This is a genomic window from uncultured Cyclobacterium sp. (assembly GCF_963977555.1).
Classification (GTDB): Bacteria; Bacteroidota; Bacteroidia; order Cytophagales; family Cyclobacteriaceae; genus Cyclobacterium.
The window spans coordinates 186843-207154 of sequence record NZ_CAXBPD010000007.1 but is presented as its reverse complement, the minus strand read 5'-3'; the positions used below and the strand labels follow the sequence as shown (position 1 = coordinate 207154).

The window sequence follows — 20312 nt, the reverse complement described above, 5'->3', positions numbered from 1 at the left end:
CATGGAAGAGAATTTTTCATTTATCGAAGGAGCGGAGCAGCCGCTATCCATGCACCCTAAGAAGTTTGCGCTCTGGTTGTTTATTGTGAGTGTTGTCATGGTTTTTGCAGGAATGACGAGTGCTTATATCGTTAGACAAGGCGAAGGCAATTGGCTTGAATTTGACCTTCCAAATATCTTTTGGTATACATCAGGCATTATAGTATTGTCAAGTATTAGTTTACAATGGGCTTATTCTTCTGCCAAAAGGGATAGCTTTAATAACCTTAAAATTGGGCTTCTCATAACCCTGGTTTTAGGTATAGCCTTTCTAGTAGGACAATGGTACAGTTGGGAAGCCCTCGTGGCAGAAGATGTGTATTTTGTAGGTAATCCTTCTGGGTCCTTCATGTATGTTTTTACTGGCTTGCATGCAATACATCTAATTAGTGGTGTGATATTTCTAATAATTGTATTAATTTCGGCTTTAAGGAATGAAATACACTCTCAAAAATTGGCACAACTAGAAATGTGCGTCACCTTTTGGCATTTTTTGGGAGGCCTTTGGCTTTACCTGTTTATGTTTTTGCTTCTAAATCATTAAAATATAAGTTAATTTACTAATTATGTCTTCGACTGCTATTGAAATTCAATCAAAAAGAGGCGTTTGGGGTGGAGGTAACGAACCACTAAAAGCGAGCTACGGTAAGCTTATGATGTGGTTTTTTCTCCTCTCAGATATTTTTACCTTTACAGCCTTTCTTATTACTTATGGTGCCATTAGGGTAAGTTATCCTGCCTACTCTGGAGAAGTTGCCGATTTTGTGAGTTCAAACGAACATTGGCCCATTCCTGAAATGATATTTGATGCCATTCCTTTAGTTCATGGTGGTCACTTTCCGCTAGTATTTGTTGGCTTAATGACTTTTATCTTGATTATGAGTTCTGTGACTATGGTTCTTGCAGTAGAAGCTGGACACAGAAATGATAAGAATGACGTTGTTAAATGGATGCTTTGGACCCTTTTGGGTGGGATGACTTTCCTTGGTTGTCAGGCTTGGGAATGGACTCACTTTATTCACGGCACAGACGAAGGATCTATGATGACCTATGTCAACTCTCTAAATAATGTAGTATCTGAAACGGTATACGGAGCCAATTTGCTTGTCAATGAATACGGTCCAGCACCTTTTGCGCAATTGTTTTTCTTTATTACTGGATTTCATGGCTTTCATGTTACCATAGGTGTTTTCTTACTGTTTTTAGCATTTTATCAGGCAGCCGTAGGTGTTTACGAAAACCGAGGTCATTATGAAATGGTTGAAAAAATTGGCTTATACTGGCACTTTGTAGATCTAGTATGGGTATTCGTATTTACCTTCTTCTATTTGATCTAGAAATTTAAACTTATAATATAATGGAACACGCTAATAAAAATGGGATGGAAGTAATTCCAAGAGATCCTGCGAAAATTAAGAAAATCTGGCTTACAGCTTTGATTCTGTTAGTAATAACTTCCGTGGAATTTGTATTTGCATTTACCATGGAAAGAGGTTTTTTACTGTACCTCATTTTCATCGTTCTTACTATTGTTAAGGCCAAGTATATTATGATGGAGTTTATGCACTTAGGTGGTGAAGCTAAACCATTGTTTTATTCCATTATCGTACCCCTTATTTTCTTGGTTTGGCTGATTATCGCCTTAATGAAAGAGGGTGTTGAGATTTTTGGAGTGCGGTGGTAATACCATTAAAGAATTATTAAAATTTGAATGGTTGAAGGGGAATCTTCAACCATTTTTTTTGTTGTAATACTGTATGAAAATGTTGCGTGTAATTCAGGTGCTGGTATTGGTCTGTGTATTGATGATACCAGTTTTAATAATCCTTTTTTTAAGGGGATTTTCTTCAAATCAATATGATATTCCAATCTTGTATCAAAATGGTGTAGACGATCCTTTTGGGCAATGTGATTTCAAAGACAGTACCCAACATTTTATTCCTGATTTTACCTTTACCGATCAATATGGAAGAAGTGTAGGAAAGGAAAAAATGATGGGGAAGATTACTGTAGTAGATTTTTTCTTTACCAGTTGCCCTAGTATCTGTCCTGTTATGTCCACTGAAATGGAAAGGGTTCAGGATGTATTTAGAAATGAGGACAGGGTACAAATTTATTCAATCAGTATAGACCCTGAGTATGACAACCAAGATGTTCTATTAGACTATGCCAATGAGCATTCAGCCAATAAGGACAAATGGTTTTTTCTAAATGGGCCTATGGAAGAAACCTATAATTTAGCCAGATGCGGTTTTATTCTGCCTACAATAAGTGGTGGCGCTGTACCTGAAGATTTTGTTCATAGTGATAAATTTGCCCTTATTGATGAGCTAGGCCGAATTCGAGGTTATTATAGTGGTACCCAACGTGAGGGGGTGGATCAATTGATTTTAGAAACAAAAATTTTGCTTCATGACAAAGAATAATTTAAACATGGAATCTATAGAGAAATCCATTTATAAATGGATAACGGTTATTTCTATATTGGTGCCCGTTGCAGTTGCTGTACTTTTATTTATGCCCTTAAAGGTTAACACCCAAGAAGAGTGGGTATATTTTCTTCCCCATTTGAATGCTGTTATTAATTCATTTGCCTCAATTATGCTTATTTTAGGCCTCTATTTTATCAAAAATGGTAAAATTGGATGGCATAAGGTGTCTATGTCAGTAGCTTTTGGACTTGGAGCTATTTTTCTTGTTAGCTATATTATATATCATTCTGCAGCTGAAAGTGCTACTTTTGGTGGAGAAGGATGGATTAGGTGGGTTTATTACCCGCTTCTTATAACTCATATAATTTTGGCTGCTGTGGCTTTATTTCCTATCCTTCTTGCCTATTACTATGGGATGACCGGCAAGTATGACAAACACCGGTCAGTAGTCAGGTATGCCTTTCCAATTTGGCTATATGTCACTGTATCAGGTGTTATAGTGTATTTAATGATTAGTCCTTATTACACGCATTGAAGGGTTTATTTTCTTAACTTTGCCTATCTTTAAACAAAGGTTTAAACTAAACGTTTACATTAAAAATGAAAAATTCTTTCAAATTTCTGTTAGGTGTTTTCCTTATGTTAGGGGTTTCAGTGCGAACCACTTTAGCGCAATGTGCCATGTGTCGAGCGACTATTGAAAACAATGTTAGTAATGGGGATACTACGGTAGGCGCCACGCTTAATTTTGGTATTCTCTACCTTTTTGTAGCTCCTTATGTCTTGCTAAGTATATTAGGCTATTTATGGTATAAAAATGCCAGAAGGAAGAAAAAACTTTCTCTATAGACTGGGTTAAGGGTTGTGTTCCAAAAAGCATGACTTTTTGCATAACCATTTTTTGAGTTTATCTTAAACTTAGGTTTAAAGAGACCTGGCAAATACTTGACTAGAAATTGATTGTAGCATGTTATAAGTTGTATTCAATTTAAATAGCTACTACGTAGTATAAAGGACCATTCACGCAAGATTAATTTTAATGTTAAGAAGAAGAAGGCTACTACTTGTATTGTCGATTGTTCTCTTGGGAATAGTACTGTCCGTAAATTTTTTTATGGATGGAAAACCCCAAGCGGATCATGGGCAGTATAAATTGGGCCTTGAAAGGCGTTTGGCTTCTGTGATTAAAGGGTTTGACCAGGACTACGATCAAATTTTGGGAAGTACCCAAAATGATAAATTGGTTACATTCAAAAGTCTCAATATTGACCATGAATTTCACTTTTATTTGTTTTCTCAGGAAGGTGAATTGACCTACTGGTCCGACATAGACATGGTGCCAGAATTTTCTAACTTTTCTACATCAAAAAAGTATCAACTTCTCGACAATAACAGGGGTACCTATTTCACCAAGCTTAGAAAACTTACCCGTAACAATAAAGATTATTGGCTGCTTCAAGTTCATCCATTTTTCGATAAGGTAGAGATAGACAATGAATACCTTGAAAGTGGGTACAATCCGGATATTTTTGGAAACGACAGGTTTTTGTTGTCAGGCGCACCAAAAGAAAACTACCAAGAAATTCAATTTGATGGAGAATACCTCTTTTCTATTTTTTTTAGGGTTGGCTATGATCCTCCTGGGAAATCCATTAACAACACCCTTTTAATATTTTTCTTTTCATTACTAGGGCTTGTTTTACTTATTGGGGGTGGTTTTGTTTTTACTTTGTGGTCTAAAGGACAAAAAATACTTGCGACCATTTATACCTTTATAATTCTTTTTTCTGTAAGGGTAATCATGCTTGCCTTTCGTTTTCCCAATGACTTTTTTCAAACCGGAATATTTGACGCTAGTCTGTATGCATCCTCCAGGTTAAATCCAAGTTTAGGGGACCTACTATTGAATGTAATTTGCTATTTGGTTGTAATGATCATGGTCATCGCTATATTGAGTAGAAGGAGAGTGGCCATTTCCTTCATCAATTTCCGAAAAAAATACCCTTACTGGCTCAATCTTAGCGGAGCCTATACCTTGTCCACTATTTTAATGTTTCTGGTTTTTTACCTGTATTTAAACATTGTTGAAAATGCACAGTGGAATTTAAATATAGGTGCCATCCCTAGTTTTGACTACCTGAAAATTGTAAGCTTGTTTGTGGTTTTTTTAGGAGGTGCTGCCTACCTATTGTTTACAATTATTGGGTTAAATATGGTATTATTCAAGAGCACCAAAAATCAAACCTACCCATTAAAAGTCTTGGTGATTTTTGTTTTGCCCTTTTTAATTTTTTTACTGTTTTACAACTTTGTCTTATTCATCGCTTTTCTTGCGCATATTATTCTTTTAGTGGCGATCATTAGTTTTAAGCTTTATGAAAGTTTGTTTAAACTTGATTTCAACACCTTCTTAACGTTTTTCTTTGCTTGTTTGATAGGAGCTGTAATTACTGGAGCGGCTGCTTATCAGGACCTTAGATATGATGAGGTTAGGTCTAAAGTTAAGTTTGCCAATAATGTAATGCTTGATAGAGATGTCATGGGAGAGTTTTTACTAGAGGACATCCTGACAAGAATTGGGGATGATGCCTTCATTAAAAGTAGGCTATCTGATCGGCTGCTTTCTAAAGATCCTATCGAAAGAAAGATCAAGAAAATTTATTTGGCTGGATATTTTGACCAATACAGGCAAGAAATAAGTGTTTTCGGCCAGTTGGGCCAACCTGTTTTGGAACAAGGTAAAACAGCCGATCTTGCTGAATATAAAAAAAGGTACATGAATAGTGATTATGCTACTCAAGTCCATAACCTTTACTTTATCAAATCTACGGAGACCAATACTGGAAATAGATTTGTGGCATTTATTAAAATTCAACGTGACAATGATTTTCTAGGCACTATAGTCATAGAGCTAAACCAGCAAAGAATAGAATCTGGAAAAGCCTTCCCTAAATTACTGATGGACAATAAATACGTGTCCAACTACATAGAACGAGATTTTGATTTTGCTATTTATGAAGAAAATGTACTAGGCTACAGCTCAGGTATTTTTAGCTACCAGGGGGGAGATATGGAGGATATCCTGGAGCAAAAAGAGATCTTTACTACAGGTGTACTGTTCAATGGCTACCACCATTTGGGGGTGAAGTACAATGATAAAGTAATTGTAGTCTCTTCTAGGCAGTACCCCAGCAATTACATTCTAGCTGACATTGCTTTTCTTTTTGTAGCGTTTCTGATTTTTACACTTTTGTCAGTATGCGTATTCCTTCTATTGATGGGGGTAAACCAGCTGAGATTCAATTATGCTACTAAACTACAGTTGTACCTAAATTTTGCCTTTTTCTTTCCGATGTTGGTTATAAGCGTAATTGCCTTGGGATTTTTAAGCCATTCCTATACGGAAGATTTGCATCGTCAATATTTTCAAAAGGCTGGTATAATAAGAGACAATCTAGGACGAGATCTTGGTGGGGAGCAGTTCAACACCTTAAACAGAGATGACATTAATGGAGAGCTTTATGCGTTGGCAAGTGCTACTGATGCAGACATAAACCTCTACCTTCCTGATGGAATTCTTATGGCGACTAACCAACCGACCATATTTGACAAGAAGATATTAACCCATTATTTACATCCCAAAGCCTACGCTGCCATTATTGAATCATTGGAGAACCGATTGCTACAAACCGAACAAGTCGGTGGGCTGCAATACAAAACGGTTTACCTGGCACTTAAAAACGGCGAAAATCAAAGACTTCAAGCCATTATTGCTATTCCTTTTTTTGAATCTGAAGAAGAATTGAATCTAATGATCACAGAGGTGTTCAGTAATATTTTGATCATTTTTGTTGTTATTTTTCTCTTGTTTTTAATTATTTCCTACTTCGTTTCAAAAAACCTTACTCATCCATTTAAGCTTTTGACTCAGAAACTCAAAGATACTGATCTGGAAAACAATGAATACATGGTATGGCCGGCAAAGGATGAAATAGGCCTATTGGTCAACGAATACAACAATATGCTTTATAAGCTTGAATCAAGTAAGAAGGTCTTGGCTTCAAACGAAAAAGAGTCTGCCTGGAGAGAAATGGCAAAACAGGTAGCTCATGAAATAAAAAATCCTTTAACACCAATGAAGCTTACCCTCCAGCATTTATTGAGATTGCAAGCGGCAGATAAGCTAGACACTGGTCAGGCATTGGTAAACCCCATTAATTCCATCATTCATCAGGTTGATACATTGAGTGATATCGCCAGTTCTTTTTCTACTTTTGCCAAAATGCCTCTTCCTAAAAACCAGGAACTTGAATTAAGAAATGTGGTGTTTGAAACCATATCGATATTTTATAATAGAGAAGATGCTGATATCGAATTAGAAGACCTTACTAATGAAGGTACCTCTACCAAAATAATGGGAGACCCGAAATTGTACAGCAGGGTAATTTCCAATCTTGTTATCAACGGAATACAAGCGGCAGTTGAAGGTAGAAAATCAAAGGTGCTCATTCAGTTGTTTTTTGAAGGAGAGGCCCATATAAAATTGGCCATCAAAGACAATGGTAAAGGAATTTCTGAAGAATTAAAAGACAAGGTTTTTATGCCGAATTTCAGCACCAAAACGGATGGTTCTGGATTAGGTTTGGCGATTGCCAAAAGAGGTGTAGAAACGGCCGGTGGAAAGATATGGTTTGAGACATCTACGGGGTCAGGAACGACCTTTTTTCTCCTTTTTCCTCTAATGCCATGATTCCCTGATTAATTGAGAGGAATTGTTTACTTTAGTTCCTTGTAAGAGATTGAGATATGCAGTTGGTGAAGTATTTTTTTGCTTTTTCATCAGTGCTTTTAGCATTGACCAATCCCGCGATGGCACAAGAGCAAGAGTGTCTATGGAGAGCCGTCAGTACTGAAAAAGCCATTTATTTTTTGGATTCAATGTCAATGTTGGAATCAAGTATTAAGGTACAAGATGCCCTTGGAAATAAATTCGCCCATAAATATGATATTACCACAGGCAGATTAACGATCCTCGATGAAGAGAACATTGCCCGAGATTCTCTTTTGATTTGCTACCGAACATTGCCTTTTTCTTTTAATCATGTATTCCAAAACAGGACACTTAAAGAGGACTATGATTCTTTGGCATTTTTCAAAGACAGCCCTCCAGATAAAAAAGCCATTTATGATTTCAGAGAGGAAGTTTTCACTTCCAGTAAGCTCAACCAATCAGGAAATCTGACCAGAGGGATATCCTTCGGCAATACTCAAAATGTATTTGTAAACTCAGCCCTCAACTTGCAAATGGATGGCGTATTGGCAGAGAACCTTAACATAAGGGCAAGTATTACCGATCAGAATGTACCTTTCCAGCCTGAGGGAAATACGCAACAAGTACAGGATTTCGACAATATATTAATTGAGTTGTACAATGATAAAATTAATCTGGCAGGTGGAGATGTGGTACTTCAGCAGCGTAAATCTGAATTTTTAAGGTATTATAAAAATGTGCAGGGGCTTCAATTTACTTCAGATTATGCAGTCAATGAAAAATGGGAAGCTTCTAGCAGGGTAGGCGCAGCCATCGCTAAAGGAAAGTTTGCTTCCGTAAGTTTAGAAGTAAGTGAAGGTGTTTTGGGGCCTTATCGCATAAGAGGGCCCGGAAACGAAAGGTTTGTAATTGTTTTGGCCAATTCGGAAAAAGTCTTTCTGGATGGAAAACAATTAAAAAGAGGATTTAACAATGACTATACCATAGATTATAACCAAGGGGAGATCACATTTACTCCCACAGTGATGATCACCCAGTATTCCAGAGTGAGAGTGGACTTTGAATATGCTGAAAGAAACTTTTCCAGATCTATAGTTTCAGCCAATCACATACAAAAAAGTAAAAATATCACCTTCTATCTAAATTATTACCGGGAAAAGGACGACCGAAACCGACCTTTGTTTACTGAACTTAGCGATATAGACAAAACCCTACTCAGCAATATGGGAGATGACATTTTTTCAGCAGCCATTCCTCGGATAGACAGTATTGCCTTTGATGCCAATAGAATATTGTATAGGAAAATTACAGCCTTCACGGAAAATGGAGAGCCTCAAACCTACTATGAATACAGCACGGATCCATCAGTGGCTTATTTTGCAATAAGTTTTACAGAGACCAGCCAAGATTTGGGTAATTATAAGAGAAAAGAACAGTTAGCAAATGGGGTGGTCTATGAATATACACCTCCATTAAACGGTATTTCACAAGGTAATTACACAATAAGGTCACCATTGCCTTCCCCTAACAAAAAACAGATGATTACCGCTGGAACAGAAATCAAGATAGGGAAATACGAAACTACTTTTGCAGAATTGGCTATTTCAGATCAGGACCAAAACCTATTCTCCGATCTGGACGATGCTGACAACAATGGGTTCGCCTTTAAAGCTGGCTTGAGATCTGAAGGAAGGACATTTAAAAAATTCAAAGATTATCTCTTCAGTGGACAAACTACAGTGGAATACAATGCGACAAACTTCACTTTTATAGACCGCTTAAGGGCTATTGAATTTGACAGAGACTGGGGACTGACTGACAGAGAGGAGGATGACAAAGCCGCTGAAAAACTCTATAATTTTAATCTTCAGTTGGTCAAAGACAATGAGAACCAGGTTTCCTACGACCTGGATTTGAGAAATAGGACAGGGGTGTTGTCTGGAATTCAGCAAAGGATAAAACTCAATCAGAAACTTTGGGACAGGCTTTTGCTTACCAATGATTTTTTTCAATTAAATAGTGGAGTGTTACCCTTGCAATCGCGATGGCTGAGGTATCAAGGAGAGGTCAAATACCCAACAGCTGTGTTTGTACCAGGTTATAGGTTTACGGTAGATAAAAACAAGGTTATTGACCCTCAGAATGATGAAGTAGTGTCTACAGCGATGAATTTTGAAGAGCATCAATTTTCATTAACTACCAATGATACTTTGAAATACTCATTTTTTGCAACTGCCAGTTTACGTGAGGACAAAGCAGTAGTAGATGACCAACTGAAACCAGCCACCAAGGCCTTTATGAACACCTATGGCGTCAAAGGAACCTTTGGTGCACATACTTTAAATGGGTCCTTCACTTATAGGAAGTTGACTTTTTTGACCAGAGATCTTCCAGAAGAGACCACTGTCATGGGGAAATTGGACTATAGAAGTGCTTTATTTGAGAATAACTTGTCCAATGAATTTACCTATGCATTGGGGAATGGGAGAGAATTAAGACGTGAATTCGTCTTTTTACCCGTTCCAACAGGTGAAGGGACACATACCTGGAGAGATGATAACGAAGATGGCGTACAGCAGTTGAATGAATTTTACCTGGCGATTAACCCAGAGGAAAAGAGTTTCATAAAAGTATTTGTTCCAACCGACGAGTATCTTCAGGCGTACACAACATTGTTTAATTACCGCCTTAGTGCAAAGTTTCCCTCCAAATGGAAGAGCAATGAAGGGGTGAAGAAGGTGTTGTCAAGATTTTCAAGTAACACAAATTTAAATGTGGAAAAGAAAATTACTTCACGTGATTTTGTGCAGCGGATAAGTCCCTTTCAGGCCGGCATAGCAGACACTTCTTTGCTTTCCTTGCGGCAATCCTTTCGTTCTTCTTTCTTTTTTAATCGGGCTTCTCCTAAGTTTGGCATGGATCTGTCCTTTTTTAACAGTCACCAGAAGCAATTGCTGACAGGGGGATTTGAGGAGCTTTCACAGGACGACTGGCGTTATAATGCACGTTTCAATATTGAAACCAAGTGGAACCTACTGTTTTATGCAAATAAGGGCCAAAGGAAAGCTTCGTCTGATTTCCTGGACAACAGGAATTACAATATTGAGCAATATACCTTAGGCCCGGAAATAAGTCTTCAACCAAGCCCCGTATTCAGAACAACCCTTCAATACAGGATGACTAAAAAAGAGAATTTAACCAATATTGAAATGGATGAAAAGGCTCAATTACATGAAGGTGCACTAAGTTTTAGATTGGCAAAAGCCATAAAAACGACGGTGAATGCCCAGGTGAAGTATACTTTTATAGATTACAATGGCACGGTAAATTCTCCTACTGGATATGAAATGCTTCAAGCGCTTACTCCCGGAAACAATACCAGCTGGAGCTTGGGTTGGCTGCAAAAAATAGGGGAAGGATTACAGTTAAACCTTGTATATGAGGGTAGAAACTCTGAAGGGCTGGACCAATTGGTACATACGGGACGTATGCAGGTTTCAGCCCTATTTTGATTAGGCATACCCACTGAAAAATTGTAGATTTGCAACAATTATTTTTGTTGTTGTACTAATTATTAAAGCACAAACTAATGTCGAAAAGTATTTTGGTTACCGGTGGTACTAAGGGTATTGGTAAAGCCATTATTCTTGAATTTGCCGCCAAAGGTTTTGATATATTTACCTGTAGCAGGAATGAAGAAGAGTTAGAAGCATTGAAAAATGAGATAGAGGAAAATTTTTCTGCGGTGAAAGTATACATAAAGAAAGCAGACTTATCTATAAAGGAGGAAACAAAAGGATTTGCAGCATTTGTAAAAAAAATAGCAGTGCCTGATGTTTTAGTAAATAATACTGGTATTTTTATTCCGGGCAGTCTACATTCAGAGTTAGAAGAAAATTTTGAAAAGACCATGCATACAAATCTTTTCAGTACTTATTATTTAACAAAGGCTTTTACTGAGGATTTCATGAATAGGAAAAACGGACATATTTTTACTATAGGAAGTATTGCAGGATTTACTGCCTATGCCAATGGTGGAAGTTATGCCGTCTCAAAGTGGGCCATGCTGGGATTCACCAAATGTCTTCGGCAAGAGATGATACCCCATGGAGTAAAGGTGACATCTGTTTTGCCAGGTGCTACCTATACAGCGAGTTGGGAAGGCGTTGATTTACCAGAGAGTAGGTTCATTGATGTAGCTGATGTTGCGGCATCTGTTTGGTCTGCTTATAACCTTTCACCCCGTTCTGTTGTTGAAGAGATAGTAATCCGACCTCAATTAGGTGATATATAATTATGGAATTGAAAACAGTCACAGATAATCAGCAGTACTGCAATAGTCTTACGAATTACTCCAGGAGGAAAACCATCCCTGTGAGGATTGGAGACATAATTATTGGTGGCGACAACCCTATTGTCGTTCAATCCATGACTACCGTGGATACTATGGATACCCATGGCTCTATAGCACAATGCATTCGCATGATTGATAGTGGCTGTGAATTGGTGAGGATTACAGCCCCAAGTATCAAAGAAGCAGAAAACCTACAGGCAATCAAAGATGGTCTTAGGGAAAGAGGATACAATACTCCTCTGGTAGCCGATATTCACTTTACACCGAATGCTGCCGAAGTAGCTGCCCGGATTGTGGAAAAGGTTCGGGTAAATCCAGGGAATTATGCAGATAAAAAGAAATTTGAAGTTTTAGAATATACCGATTCATCCTATCAGGCTGAACTCGAAAGAATAAGAGAACGCTTTCTTCCTTTAGTAAACATCTGTAAAGCCAATGGAACGGCCATGAGGATTGGTACGAATCATGGTTCATTGTCTGACAGGATTATGAGCAGATATGGTGATACTCCGCTAGGGATGGTCGAATCCGCACTAGAGTTTTTAAGGATTTGCGAAGACGAAAACTACCACGATATTGTGATTTCCATGAAATCATCCAATACCCAGGTAATGGTTCAGGCCTATCGCCTTTTGGTGAATAAATTAGATGAGGGAGGCTTCAAGCCTTATCCCCTCCATTTGGGAGTAACAGAGGCTGGGGATGGGGAAGATGGCAGGGTTAAGTCCGCTGTTGGAATTGGGGCTTTACTGGAAGATGGCCTAGGAGATACGGTTAGGGTTTCCCTTACAGAGGATCCTGAGTTCGAATCACCGGTAGTAAAAACACTCATTAACAGATATGCAACAAGATCTGTAGCATCCGGTATTAAGCCTATCGTTAATTATCCAATTGATCCTTTCGGCTACAATAAAAGGGTAGCGGTGGAAGTAGCCAACTTTGGAGGAAGTAATGTACCCAGGGTCATAACAGATGTTTCCACCATAAACCTGTCCCAACCAAAAGACCTCAAATGTACAGGTCATTTTTACCTTCCAGAATTAGACAAGTGGAAAATGAATGACCAGGGATGTGATTATGTATACTCGGGAAGTAATCCCGTGCCATTTATGCTTCCAAATGGCCTAAAGGAAATCTTGACCTATGAAACCTGGGAACAACAAGAAGATAAAAAGAACAAGCTTCCAGCTTTAAGTTTGGGACATTTGCAAAAAAAATTACCCTTGCATGCAGCGCTCAATTTTATCCTTGTTTCATCAGACACCATAGAAGAGGCGATTCCATATTTGAACAATGAACTACCAATGGTGCTTCTTTTGTTTTCAAACAGTGGACATCAAATGCAGGCGATAAGAAGGGCTATCGTTTCACTTATTGATGCGAAAATAAATTTACCTGTAGTGCCAATGGTAAGTTATAAGGATGGGGATGCAGAAAAAACAATGTTATTTTCAGGAACTGACGTAGGAGGATTGTTGATAGATGGTCTTGGGGATGGCATACTTATAGGTTTAGACAAACTTAAACTGGAAGGCAAGGCTGAAATGTTGGAGCAGGTAAAGTTGCATAACTCGGTTAGCTTTGGTGTCCTACAGGCAGCAAGGACCAGGATGTCCAAAACGGAGTATATTTCTTGTCCTTCTTGTGGTAGAACGCTATTTGATCTTCAGGAAACTACCGCCTTGATTAGGAAAAGAACGGATCATCTCAAAGGAGTTAAAATAGGAATTATGGGCTGTATTGTAAATGGTCCAGGTGAAATGGCAGACGCAGATTATGGATATGTGGGATCTGGGAAAGGTAAAATCACGCTTTACAAGGGAAAAGAAGTGATGAAAAGGGCTGTTCCTTCTGAAAATGCTGTTGACGAATTAATAGACATTATCAAAGAAGATGGACAGTGGATAGAACCGGAAACCGCAGACCATGAATAATCTCTTCAAGAAAATCTGAATTAAGTGAATATGGCTAGTAAATTAAAAGAGTTTTTTCAGTTGGGAGAAGTTGGGGGATACTTTATAAGGGTATTTAAAAAACCTGACCCTAATCAGAAGACCAATTTCAATCTTAGAATGATGCATGGCATTAATAAGATCTCGATTTTGGTTTTCCTTGCCGCCTTGATCTATTGGATCATCAAAAGGTTGGCCTGATGAATATTGAAACCTTTAGGGAGTATTGTTTGAGCAAACCAGGAGTAACAGAAGATACTCCCTTTGACCATAATACACTTTGCTTCAGAATAGGGAATAAAATTTTCGCAATTTTGGACATTGACAAATTCGAAAGTGTCAATTTAAAATGCGATCCTGAGCAAGCCGTCCTATTGAGGGAAAAACATGATGGAATTCGCCCTGGCTATCACATGAATAAAAAGCACTGGAACACCGTTTCTTGTGATGGGAGGGTGCCTTCGCCTTTGATGCTGGAATTGGTAGACCATTCCTATTCATTGGTTTATTCAAGCCTACCTAAAAAATTGAAAGAAGAAATCAACGGATGAGTTATCTGAAAATCGAGGGGTTAACCAAAACTTACAATGGTGAACTGAAAGCCCTTGACGCATTGTCATTGGATATTGCCAAAGCCGAACGTTGGTCCATTATTGGCGCCAGTGGAAGTGGCAAAAGCACGCTGTTAAAGCTGATCGCCGGCATGGAAGTTCAGGATGATGGTGTTGTCTATTTAGAAGGCGAGAAAATCCTTAATCCTGAGCAAAAATTAGTTGCAGGCTATGATGAGTTGCAACTTGTGAAACAAGACAATGGTTTGTTCCCACTGTCTACCGTCGCTGAAAATATCAGTAGGCCCTTGCTTCAATACGACAAAGATTATGCCGCCGAGAGACTTGAAACTTTGTTGCAGGTTTTTGGCTTAGCCGACAAGAGAGACAACTACCCCAGGCAGCTTTCAGGTGGCCAACAACAGAAAGTAGCCATTGCGAGGGCACTTAGCCTTGAACCTGAAGTTTTACTTTTGGACGAACCTTTTAGCTCATTGGATAGTCTGCAAAAAAGAGGCCTCTTGGATGAGTTAAACCTCATTTTTAAATCTTTGGAGATAACCGTGATCATGGTAACCCATGACATACAGGATGCGCTTTTACTTACAGAGAATTTATGCGTACTTTCTGAGGGAAAGCTATTGCGCCAAGGAAAGGTGAAGGACATATACAAAAATCCCGAAACCGCTTATGTAGCTGGTTTTTTCGGTCCCCTAAATCAAATTCCCGGTAAACCAAATCAATACTTAAGGCCTTCATCTATAGTAAACTCCACCGAAAAGGGAAAGTTAAAAGGGAAGGTATTATTGAATCGTTATTTTCCGGAATTTGACCTCCTTACTGTGAAGGTTCCTGGCAAATCACTTCCTTGGCAGATTACTCGTCTAGAAAGAGATGTCTCCGAAGGAGCCTCCATTTATATGAGTTGGGAGGAAGATAAAATTTTGCTCCTGGAAGACATCTAGCGCTTCAAAATTTAGGTCACTTTGAAACCCTCCTCTTTTTCCTGTTCAGTAGCTTCCCTGATAGCAAATACCTCACCATCAAAATGTAGGTTCATGCCTGTAAGTGGGTGATTGAAATCCAAAAGAACTTCCTCTCCAAGGTCCTTTACCACTTTCGCCTGCATTGGATAACCATCTTCATCGATCAACGGAAGGAAATTCCCTTCTTGAAGCATCTCTTCCTCAAAACCTTGTTCTTTATTAAACTGTGCCTTTGGTACAGATACGATTAAATCATCGTCTGGTTTACCATAAGCTTCTTCTACCGTTAGCGTAAAATTAAAATTATCCCCTTTTACTTTGTTTTCAAGCTTTTCTTCAAAAGTTTTAGGCAGTCCACTATCACCGTATAGGAAATAGAAAGGGTCATCTTGGTCTCTGACTTCTACACTAAAAGGCAATGAGTCGGCCGCTTCATTGGTCACTTTTAATTCGTAGGTCAACCCTACAATGGCATTTTCTTCGATTTTCATACTTTATATTTAAGGGCATAAAGTTAATCTTTATTGATTAAAATTAAAAAATATCCAACCATCACCCTGATAGTACAGGGAAGTTAATTCAATTGTTTTGCTTACTTTGAGATTCAAATCTCATTTATAAGTTGCAATGTGTTGAATAACAGTATGTAACTAGAGGGCTAAGTAAGGGTTGCTATATAATAGGGCCACCATTTTGAAGACGAAAACACTTATTATTTTAAAAATCTTTAGTGATAAATCACGAAAAATAAAGGACACAATTGATAATAAAAATAAAAATTTTATAAAAAATCATCCATGATCTCTGTAGCTTTTACAATGAAATTATTGCCTGGGAATGAAAAAGAATACGAAAAAAGGCACAACGAAATCTGGCCAGAGTTAAGGGAATTACTAAAAGATGCAGGTGTTACGGAATACCATATTTTTCTAGATAGGCAAAGTGGAGTTCTTTTCGCTTTTCAGAATCTGACAGAAACAAACAAAACCAAAAGCCTTGCTGAACTTTCTATAATGAAAAAGTGGTGGGCCTATATGGAAGATATAATGGAAACAAATCCGGACCAATCTCCAAAGGTTACTCGCCTGGAGAAGGTATTTAGTTTGTGAAATCTTTCTTAAAAAAATAAATCAATGCTCGTCAGAAATGAAAGCGTCTTAAGTAGCCTGCTGGTAGCCATGGCTTTTTTGCTATTGGCCTTCCTAACTGGTTGCAATAATAAACCCTCAGCAGAGGTTAAGCAGCTCATTGGGCAATGGCCTGAACCAACAGCGGAATCCAGACCTTGGGCAAGATGGTGGTGGATGGGGAGTGCAGTGGATAAGGGAAACCTTAGCTATTTAATGCATGAATACAAGACAGCTGGAATCGGTGGCTTGGAAATAGCACCTATTTATGGAGCAAAAGGGTTTGAACATGCTTTTTTGGATTACCTTTCTCCACAATGGACAGCCATGCTACAGCACAGCATAAGCATTGCTGATAGCCTAAACATGCAAATAGATTTGACGCAAGGTACTGGCTGGCCTTTTGGAGGCGAAATGGTCACTCCTGAAATGGCTGCTAAAAAAATGCGTATACAGCATTACAGTTATTCCCAGGAAAAAGGACTGGACCGCCCTATTCTGATAGAAGAGAAGAATGCCTCAGGTAAAGCCCATTATCTACATACATTAATGGCCTATAAGGAGGCTGAATCTCCAATAAACCTAACGGACATGGTTGCTGCTGATGGTGGTTTAAATTGGAATGGAGATGGGGACTGGACTCTAATTGCCGTTTTCGAAATACAGACTGGACAAAAAGTAAAAAGGGCTGCACCGGGTGGACAAGGGTTTACCCTAGATCACTTTTCTGAAATTGCAGTTAAAAAGTACCTCAGCCATTTTGATAGTGCTTTTACCGGCGATTTTCCTGGAGTCAGGGCTTTTTATAACGATAGTTTTGAAGTGTATGGCGCTGATTTTACAGGTGATTTTTTTAATTACTTTCAATCCAAAAGAGGTTATGACCTTAGGAATCACTTGGATAAGCTTACTGCTGAAAACCCAGGTGAAGAAGGACGCCGTTTGAAATCTGATTACAGGGAAACCATTAGTGATATGCTGCTAGAAAATTTCACACATCAATGGTCCTCCTGGGCAAAAGGACATCAAAATCTTACTAAGAATCAGGCACATGGTTCTCCAGGGAATTTACTCGATCTTTATGCGGCAGTTTCCATACCTGAAGGGGAAACTTTTGGTTCCAGCCATTTCCCCATACCAGGAATTCGTAGAGATAGTTCAGATATAAGGAATGTGGATCCTGACCCCATTATGCTAAAGTTTGCTTCTTCAGCAGCGCACCTTACAGGAAATAATTTGGCTTCTACTGAAACTTTTACCTGGCTGGGAGAACATTTCAAGTCCTCCTTTTCACAAGCCAAACCTGAGTTGGAACAAGCATTTCTTGCAGGTATAAATCACATGTTTTACCATGGAATCACCTATTCACCTCAGGAAGTAGCTTTTCCCGGTTGGCTTTTTTATGCCTCTCTGAATTTAAATACGCACAATAGCCTATGGCCTCACCTTCAAGGATTCAACGGTTATGTGCAAAGGGTACAGTCTATTTTGCAATCAGGAATGCCAGACAATGAATTACTGGTATATTGGCCCGTATATGATGTATGGGCCGACCCTGAAGGTTTAGGAAAGACGCTTACAGTTCATGGAATTGATGAATGGTTACATCCTACTCCCTTTTACAAGGCCTCGAAAAACCTAATGGAAATAGGATATGGACTGGACTTTATCTCAGATTCGCTGCTGAATACTTTGAAAGTACAGGACCATGTACTTACTGCAGCTGATGGTAAATTCAGGTCTGCTGCGATAGTGATCCCTAAAACGGCATACATGCCTGTCGCCACACTTAAGCAGTTGATGGCCTTGGCCAATGAGGGTGCTCATGTGGTTTTTCAGGATAAACCTATTGATGTCCCTGGTTTTAAAAATTATGCTGAGAGGAAGTTTACTTTGGATAGTTTATGGAATAGCATACAACTAAAGCCTGACACACAAGGAAGCGGTGCTGACTTTGGAAAAGGAAAAATAGTGGTATCGAATGAATTGCTTTCAGTCTTAAAGTCCTTTGGAGTTGAAAGAGAAAAACTCACAGACTTAGGGTTAAAGTATATTAGGAGAAGCGTGGGAGAGCAAAAGTACTATTACCTGGTCAATCATACCGCTAAGAAAATTAGTGAAATGGTTACATTTGAGTCAGCTGGTAAAGCCGCAATTTTGATGGATCCAGAGCAGGGAACAATTGGCGCTGCAAAAGTAAATCCTGGTGATGGAAATATAAAAGTTGCCCTGTCCCTATTGCCAGGACAGACCATCATTGTTCATGTTTTGAATAATTTGCCACAAGGTTTAATCCCTTGGAAGTATGAAATAGCTGATCCAGAGATTATTGAAGTAAGCAAACCTTGGGAATTGACCTTTACCAATGGCGGACCAGCACTTCCTTCAGGGCAGGTTTTGGAAAATCTGCAACCTTGGACTTCCCTAAAAGGAGAAAATATAGAAGATTTCTCTGGACAGGCCTTGTATGAAAATTCATTTAAACTCAACAGCTTTGATGATAAAGCCAAATACGTGTTGAACCTTGGTAAGGTGTTGGAGAGTGCTAAAGTTTGGATAAATGACAATGAAGTAGGGTATGTTTTTAGTATTCCCTTCAGATTGGATATAAGTGATTTTGTAGTAAAAGGCGAAAACACCCTCCAGGTGGAAGTCGCAAACCTAATGGCCAATCGTGTTAGATACATGGATAAAAATGAAATTCCCTGGAGAAATTATCATGAAATTAATTTTGTGAATATCGACTATAAGGCGTTCGATGCGTCAGACTGGGAAGTTATGCCTTCTGGCTTGGCTGGGCCAGTCAAAATTGAAGTACATGATTAATAACATGTTTTAATTAAATTATTATCTGAAAATGAAAGTATTTAACTTTATTTATTAAATTTAATGAGCAACTCCTTTGCGGATTTGTATTAAATGCCATAATAACCTGACCCATGATTGAAGTGAAACCACTGATTCGTCTCGATGAAAATTCCAGAATTCCCAAATACCAGCAAATAGTCAATTCTATTATTGAAGATATCGAAAATAGTTCACTATTAGTAGGTGATAAAATACCTTCAATAAATGAAATCAGTGAAGAACATTATTTGTCGAGGGATACTGTAGAGAAAGCCTATAATCAGTTGAAGGCAAAAAAAATCATTCTCTCAGTAAAAGGTAAAGGATATTATGTAGCCAAGAATATTTCCACCTCTAAGGTGAGGGTATTGTACCTTTTAAATAAGCTGAGCAACTACAAGTTAAAAACATACAACTCTTTTATTGATAGTCTGGGTACTGATGCCCATGTAGACCTTAATATTTACCATTGCGATCCGAAATTGCTTAAAAATATTCTCACGGAGAACATAGGTGCTTATGACTATTACGTCCTTATGCCTCATTTTAAGGATGGAGAAAATGGGCATTATAATTTCGATGAGGAAGTAATGGAATGCGTAAAAGAAATCCCCTCTGATAAATTAATAATAATGGACAATCAGATTCCCGAATTAGGGGAAAAAGTAGCGTCTATTTTTCAGGACTTCAAAGAAGACATTTACAATGCATTGATTGAAGGCATCTTCCAGCTTCAGCAATACGACAAATTAATGCTGGTGTATCCTACTGATATTCTCTACCCTTATCCCAAAGAAATTTTGAAAGGCTTTCAGCAATTCTGCAATGATTTCGATTTTGACCACGAAATATTAGATCAAGTTTACCCGGAAATGGAGCTACGTCCCAAGGATGCTTTTATCGTGATTGAAGAAAATGACTTGGTTAATTTGGTGAAACAAGTTAGAGAACAGGATTATAAACCAGGGAAGGAGATCGGGATTATTTCCTACAATGACACCCCTCTAAAAGAACTCTTAGGCATTACTGTAATCTCTACAGATTTCAAATTAATGGGAGAGACTGCAGCATATATGATCAAAAAGAACAAAAAAGAGTCGGTCAAAAATGTTTTCAAATTCATCAATAGAGGGTCTATTTGATCAGTATGATTTGAAACTGATTGCGTAGTCCTGTTTTCTTTATACCTCAATAAAATTAACATTAAGTAGTATTTCAACCCCCATTGAACTGAAATTCAAAGGAGGTTATTT

The 20312-nt window shown here is 38.3% G+C and carries 17 protein-coding genes; 16 read left to right on the top strand and 1 reads right to left on the bottom strand.

What is annotated here, in order from left to right:
- Position 1: 1 nt before the first annotated feature.
- From AAC073_RS10940 to AAC073_RS10880, 13 genes are all read left to right on the top strand, one after another.
- Positions 2-583, top strand: coding sequence for a cytochrome c oxidase subunit 3 (locus tag AAC073_RS10940; RefSeq protein ID WP_339923871.1), 582 nt, complete (start codon positions 2-4; stop codon positions 581-583).
- 22 nt (positions 584-605) lie between these two features.
- Positions 606-1376, top strand: coding sequence for a cytochrome c oxidase subunit 3 (locus AAC073_RS10935; RefSeq protein WP_339923870.1), 771 nt, complete (start codon positions 606-608; stop codon positions 1374-1376).
- Positions 1377-1396: 20 nt separating this feature from the next.
- On the top strand, positions 1397-1723 hold the full coding sequence (locus AAC073_RS10930) for a cytochrome C oxidase subunit IV family protein (RefSeq protein ID WP_339923869.1): 327 nt from the start codon (positions 1397-1399) through the stop codon (positions 1721-1723).
- A gap of 73 nt (positions 1724-1796) precedes the next feature.
- Positions 1797-2465 carry an SCO family protein gene (locus AAC073_RS10925; protein WP_339923868.1) on the top strand — a complete coding sequence of 223 codons (669 nt, stop codon included), beginning with the start codon at positions 1797-1799 and terminating at the stop codon, positions 2463-2465.
- Positions 2452-3006, top strand: coding sequence for a DUF420 domain-containing protein (locus AAC073_RS10920; protein ID WP_339923867.1), 555 nt, complete (start codon positions 2452-2454; stop codon positions 3004-3006). Before AAC073_RS10925 ends, AAC073_RS10920 begins: the two co-directional genes overlap by 14 nt.
- Positions 3007-3071: 65 nt before the next feature.
- The gene (locus tag AAC073_RS10915; protein ID WP_339923866.1) at positions 3072-3320 is read left to right on the top strand and encodes a hypothetical protein; all 249 of its coding nucleotides are present in this window, start codon (positions 3072-3074) and stop codon (positions 3318-3320) included.
- A 190-nt stretch (positions 3321-3510) separates the two neighbouring features.
- Positions 3511-7221, top strand: a complete 3711-nt coding sequence (locus AAC073_RS10910; RefSeq protein WP_339923865.1) for a HAMP domain-containing sensor histidine kinase — start codon at positions 3511-3513, stop codon at positions 7219-7221.
- A gap of 56 nt (positions 7222-7277) precedes the next feature.
- Positions 7278-10754: a hypothetical protein gene (locus tag AAC073_RS10905; RefSeq protein ID WP_339923864.1), complete on the top strand. Its 3477-nt coding sequence runs from the start codon at positions 7278-7280 to the stop codon at positions 10752-10754.
- A 77-nt stretch (positions 10755-10831) separates the two neighbouring features.
- Positions 10832-11536: an SDR family oxidoreductase gene (locus tag AAC073_RS10900; RefSeq protein ID WP_339923863.1), complete on the top strand. Its 705-nt coding sequence runs from the start codon at positions 10832-10834 to the stop codon at positions 11534-11536.
- A 2-nt stretch (positions 11537-11538) separates the two neighbouring features.
- The gene (gene ispG / locus AAC073_RS10895; protein ID WP_339923862.1) at positions 11539-13530 is read left to right on the top strand and encodes a (E)-4-hydroxy-3-methylbut-2-enyl-diphosphate synthase; all 1992 of its coding nucleotides are present in this window, start codon (positions 11539-11541) and stop codon (positions 13528-13530) included.
- A gap of 30 nt (positions 13531-13560) precedes the next feature.
- Positions 13561-13749 (top strand): DUF6728 family protein, encoded by a 189-nt coding sequence (locus AAC073_RS10890; protein ID WP_020888416.1) that lies wholly within the window; start codon positions 13561-13563, stop codon positions 13747-13749.
- Entirely contained in the window at positions 13749-14099 is a 351-nt protein-coding gene (locus AAC073_RS10885; RefSeq protein ID WP_339923861.1) for an MmcQ/YjbR family DNA-binding protein, read from the top strand. The genes AAC073_RS10890 and AAC073_RS10885 overlap by 1 nt, the downstream gene beginning before the upstream one ends.
- A complete protein-coding gene (locus AAC073_RS10880; protein ID WP_339923860.1) occupies positions 14096-15064 on the top strand; it encodes an ABC transporter ATP-binding protein in 969 nt (322 codons plus the stop codon). Before AAC073_RS10885 ends, AAC073_RS10880 begins: the two co-directional genes overlap by 4 nt.
- Before the next feature lie 11 nt (positions 15065-15075).
- Here AAC073_RS10880 and AAC073_RS10875 read toward each other — a convergent pair whose 3' ends face one another.
- A complete protein-coding gene (locus AAC073_RS10875) occupies positions 15076-15576 on the bottom strand; it encodes a peptidylprolyl isomerase (protein WP_339923859.1) in 501 nt (166 codons plus the stop codon).
- Between the two features lie 306 nt (positions 15577-15882).
- Between AAC073_RS10875 and rhaM the strand changes: the two genes are divergently transcribed.
- From rhaM to AAC073_RS10860, 3 genes are all read left to right on the top strand, one after another.
- The gene (gene rhaM / locus AAC073_RS10870) at positions 15883-16194 is read left to right on the top strand and encodes an L-rhamnose mutarotase (protein ID WP_339923858.1); all 312 of its coding nucleotides are present in this window, start codon (positions 15883-15885) and stop codon (positions 16192-16194) included.
- Positions 16195-16218: 24 nt separating this feature from the next.
- Positions 16219-19038 (top strand): glycosyl hydrolase, encoded by a 2820-nt coding sequence (locus tag AAC073_RS10865; RefSeq protein WP_339923857.1) that lies wholly within the window; start codon positions 16219-16221, stop codon positions 19036-19038.
- A gap of 113 nt (positions 19039-19151) precedes the next feature.
- On the top strand, positions 19152-20201 hold the full coding sequence (locus tag AAC073_RS10860) for a GntR family transcriptional regulator (protein ID WP_339923856.1): 1050 nt from the start codon (positions 19152-19154) through the stop codon (positions 20199-20201).
- Positions 20202-20312: the final 111 nt, after the last annotated feature.

Coding starts and splice junctions, on each gene's coding strand:
- AAC073_RS10940 (WP_339923871.1), top strand. CDS start 2: ATGGAAGAGAATTTTTCATTTATCGAAGGAGCGGAGCAGCCGCTATCC.
- AAC073_RS10935 (WP_339923870.1), top strand. CDS start 606: ATGTCTTCGACTGCTATTGAAATTCAATCAAAAAGAGGCGTTTGGGGT.
- AAC073_RS10930 (WP_339923869.1), top strand. CDS start 1,397: ATGGAACACGCTAATAAAAATGGGATGGAAGTAATTCCAAGAGATCCT.
- AAC073_RS10925 (WP_339923868.1), top strand. CDS start 1,797: ATGAAAATGTTGCGTGTAATTCAGGTGCTGGTATTGGTCTGTGTATTG.
- AAC073_RS10920 (WP_339923867.1), top strand. CDS start 2,452: ATGACAAAGAATAATTTAAACATGGAATCTATAGAGAAATCCATTTAT.
- AAC073_RS10915 (WP_339923866.1), top strand. CDS start 3,072: ATGAAAAATTCTTTCAAATTTCTGTTAGGTGTTTTCCTTATGTTAGGG.
- AAC073_RS10910 (WP_339923865.1), top strand. CDS start 3,511: ATGTTAAGAAGAAGAAGGCTACTACTTGTATTGTCGATTGTTCTCTTG.
- AAC073_RS10905 (WP_339923864.1), top strand. CDS start 7,278: ATGCAGTTGGTGAAGTATTTTTTTGCTTTTTCATCAGTGCTTTTAGCA.
- AAC073_RS10900 (WP_339923863.1), top strand. CDS start 10,832: ATGTCGAAAAGTATTTTGGTTACCGGTGGTACTAAGGGTATTGGTAAA.
- ispG (WP_339923862.1), top strand. CDS start 11,539: ATGGAATTGAAAACAGTCACAGATAATCAGCAGTACTGCAATAGTCTT.
- AAC073_RS10890 (WP_020888416.1), top strand. CDS start 13,561: ATGGCTAGTAAATTAAAAGAGTTTTTTCAGTTGGGAGAAGTTGGGGGA.
- AAC073_RS10885 (WP_339923861.1), top strand. CDS start 13,749: ATGAATATTGAAACCTTTAGGGAGTATTGTTTGAGCAAACCAGGAGTA.
- AAC073_RS10880 (WP_339923860.1), top strand. CDS start 14,096: ATGAGTTATCTGAAAATCGAGGGGTTAACCAAAACTTACAATGGTGAA.
- AAC073_RS10875 (WP_339923859.1), bottom strand. CDS start 15,576: ATGAAAATCGAAGAAAATGCCATTGTAGGGTTGACCTACGAATTAAAA.
- rhaM (WP_339923858.1), top strand. CDS start 15,883: ATGATCTCTGTAGCTTTTACAATGAAATTATTGCCTGGGAATGAAAAA.
- AAC073_RS10865 (WP_339923857.1), top strand. CDS start 16,219: ATGCTCGTCAGAAATGAAAGCGTCTTAAGTAGCCTGCTGGTAGCCATG.
- AAC073_RS10860 (WP_339923856.1), top strand. CDS start 19,152: ATGATTGAAGTGAAACCACTGATTCGTCTCGATGAAAATTCCAGAATT.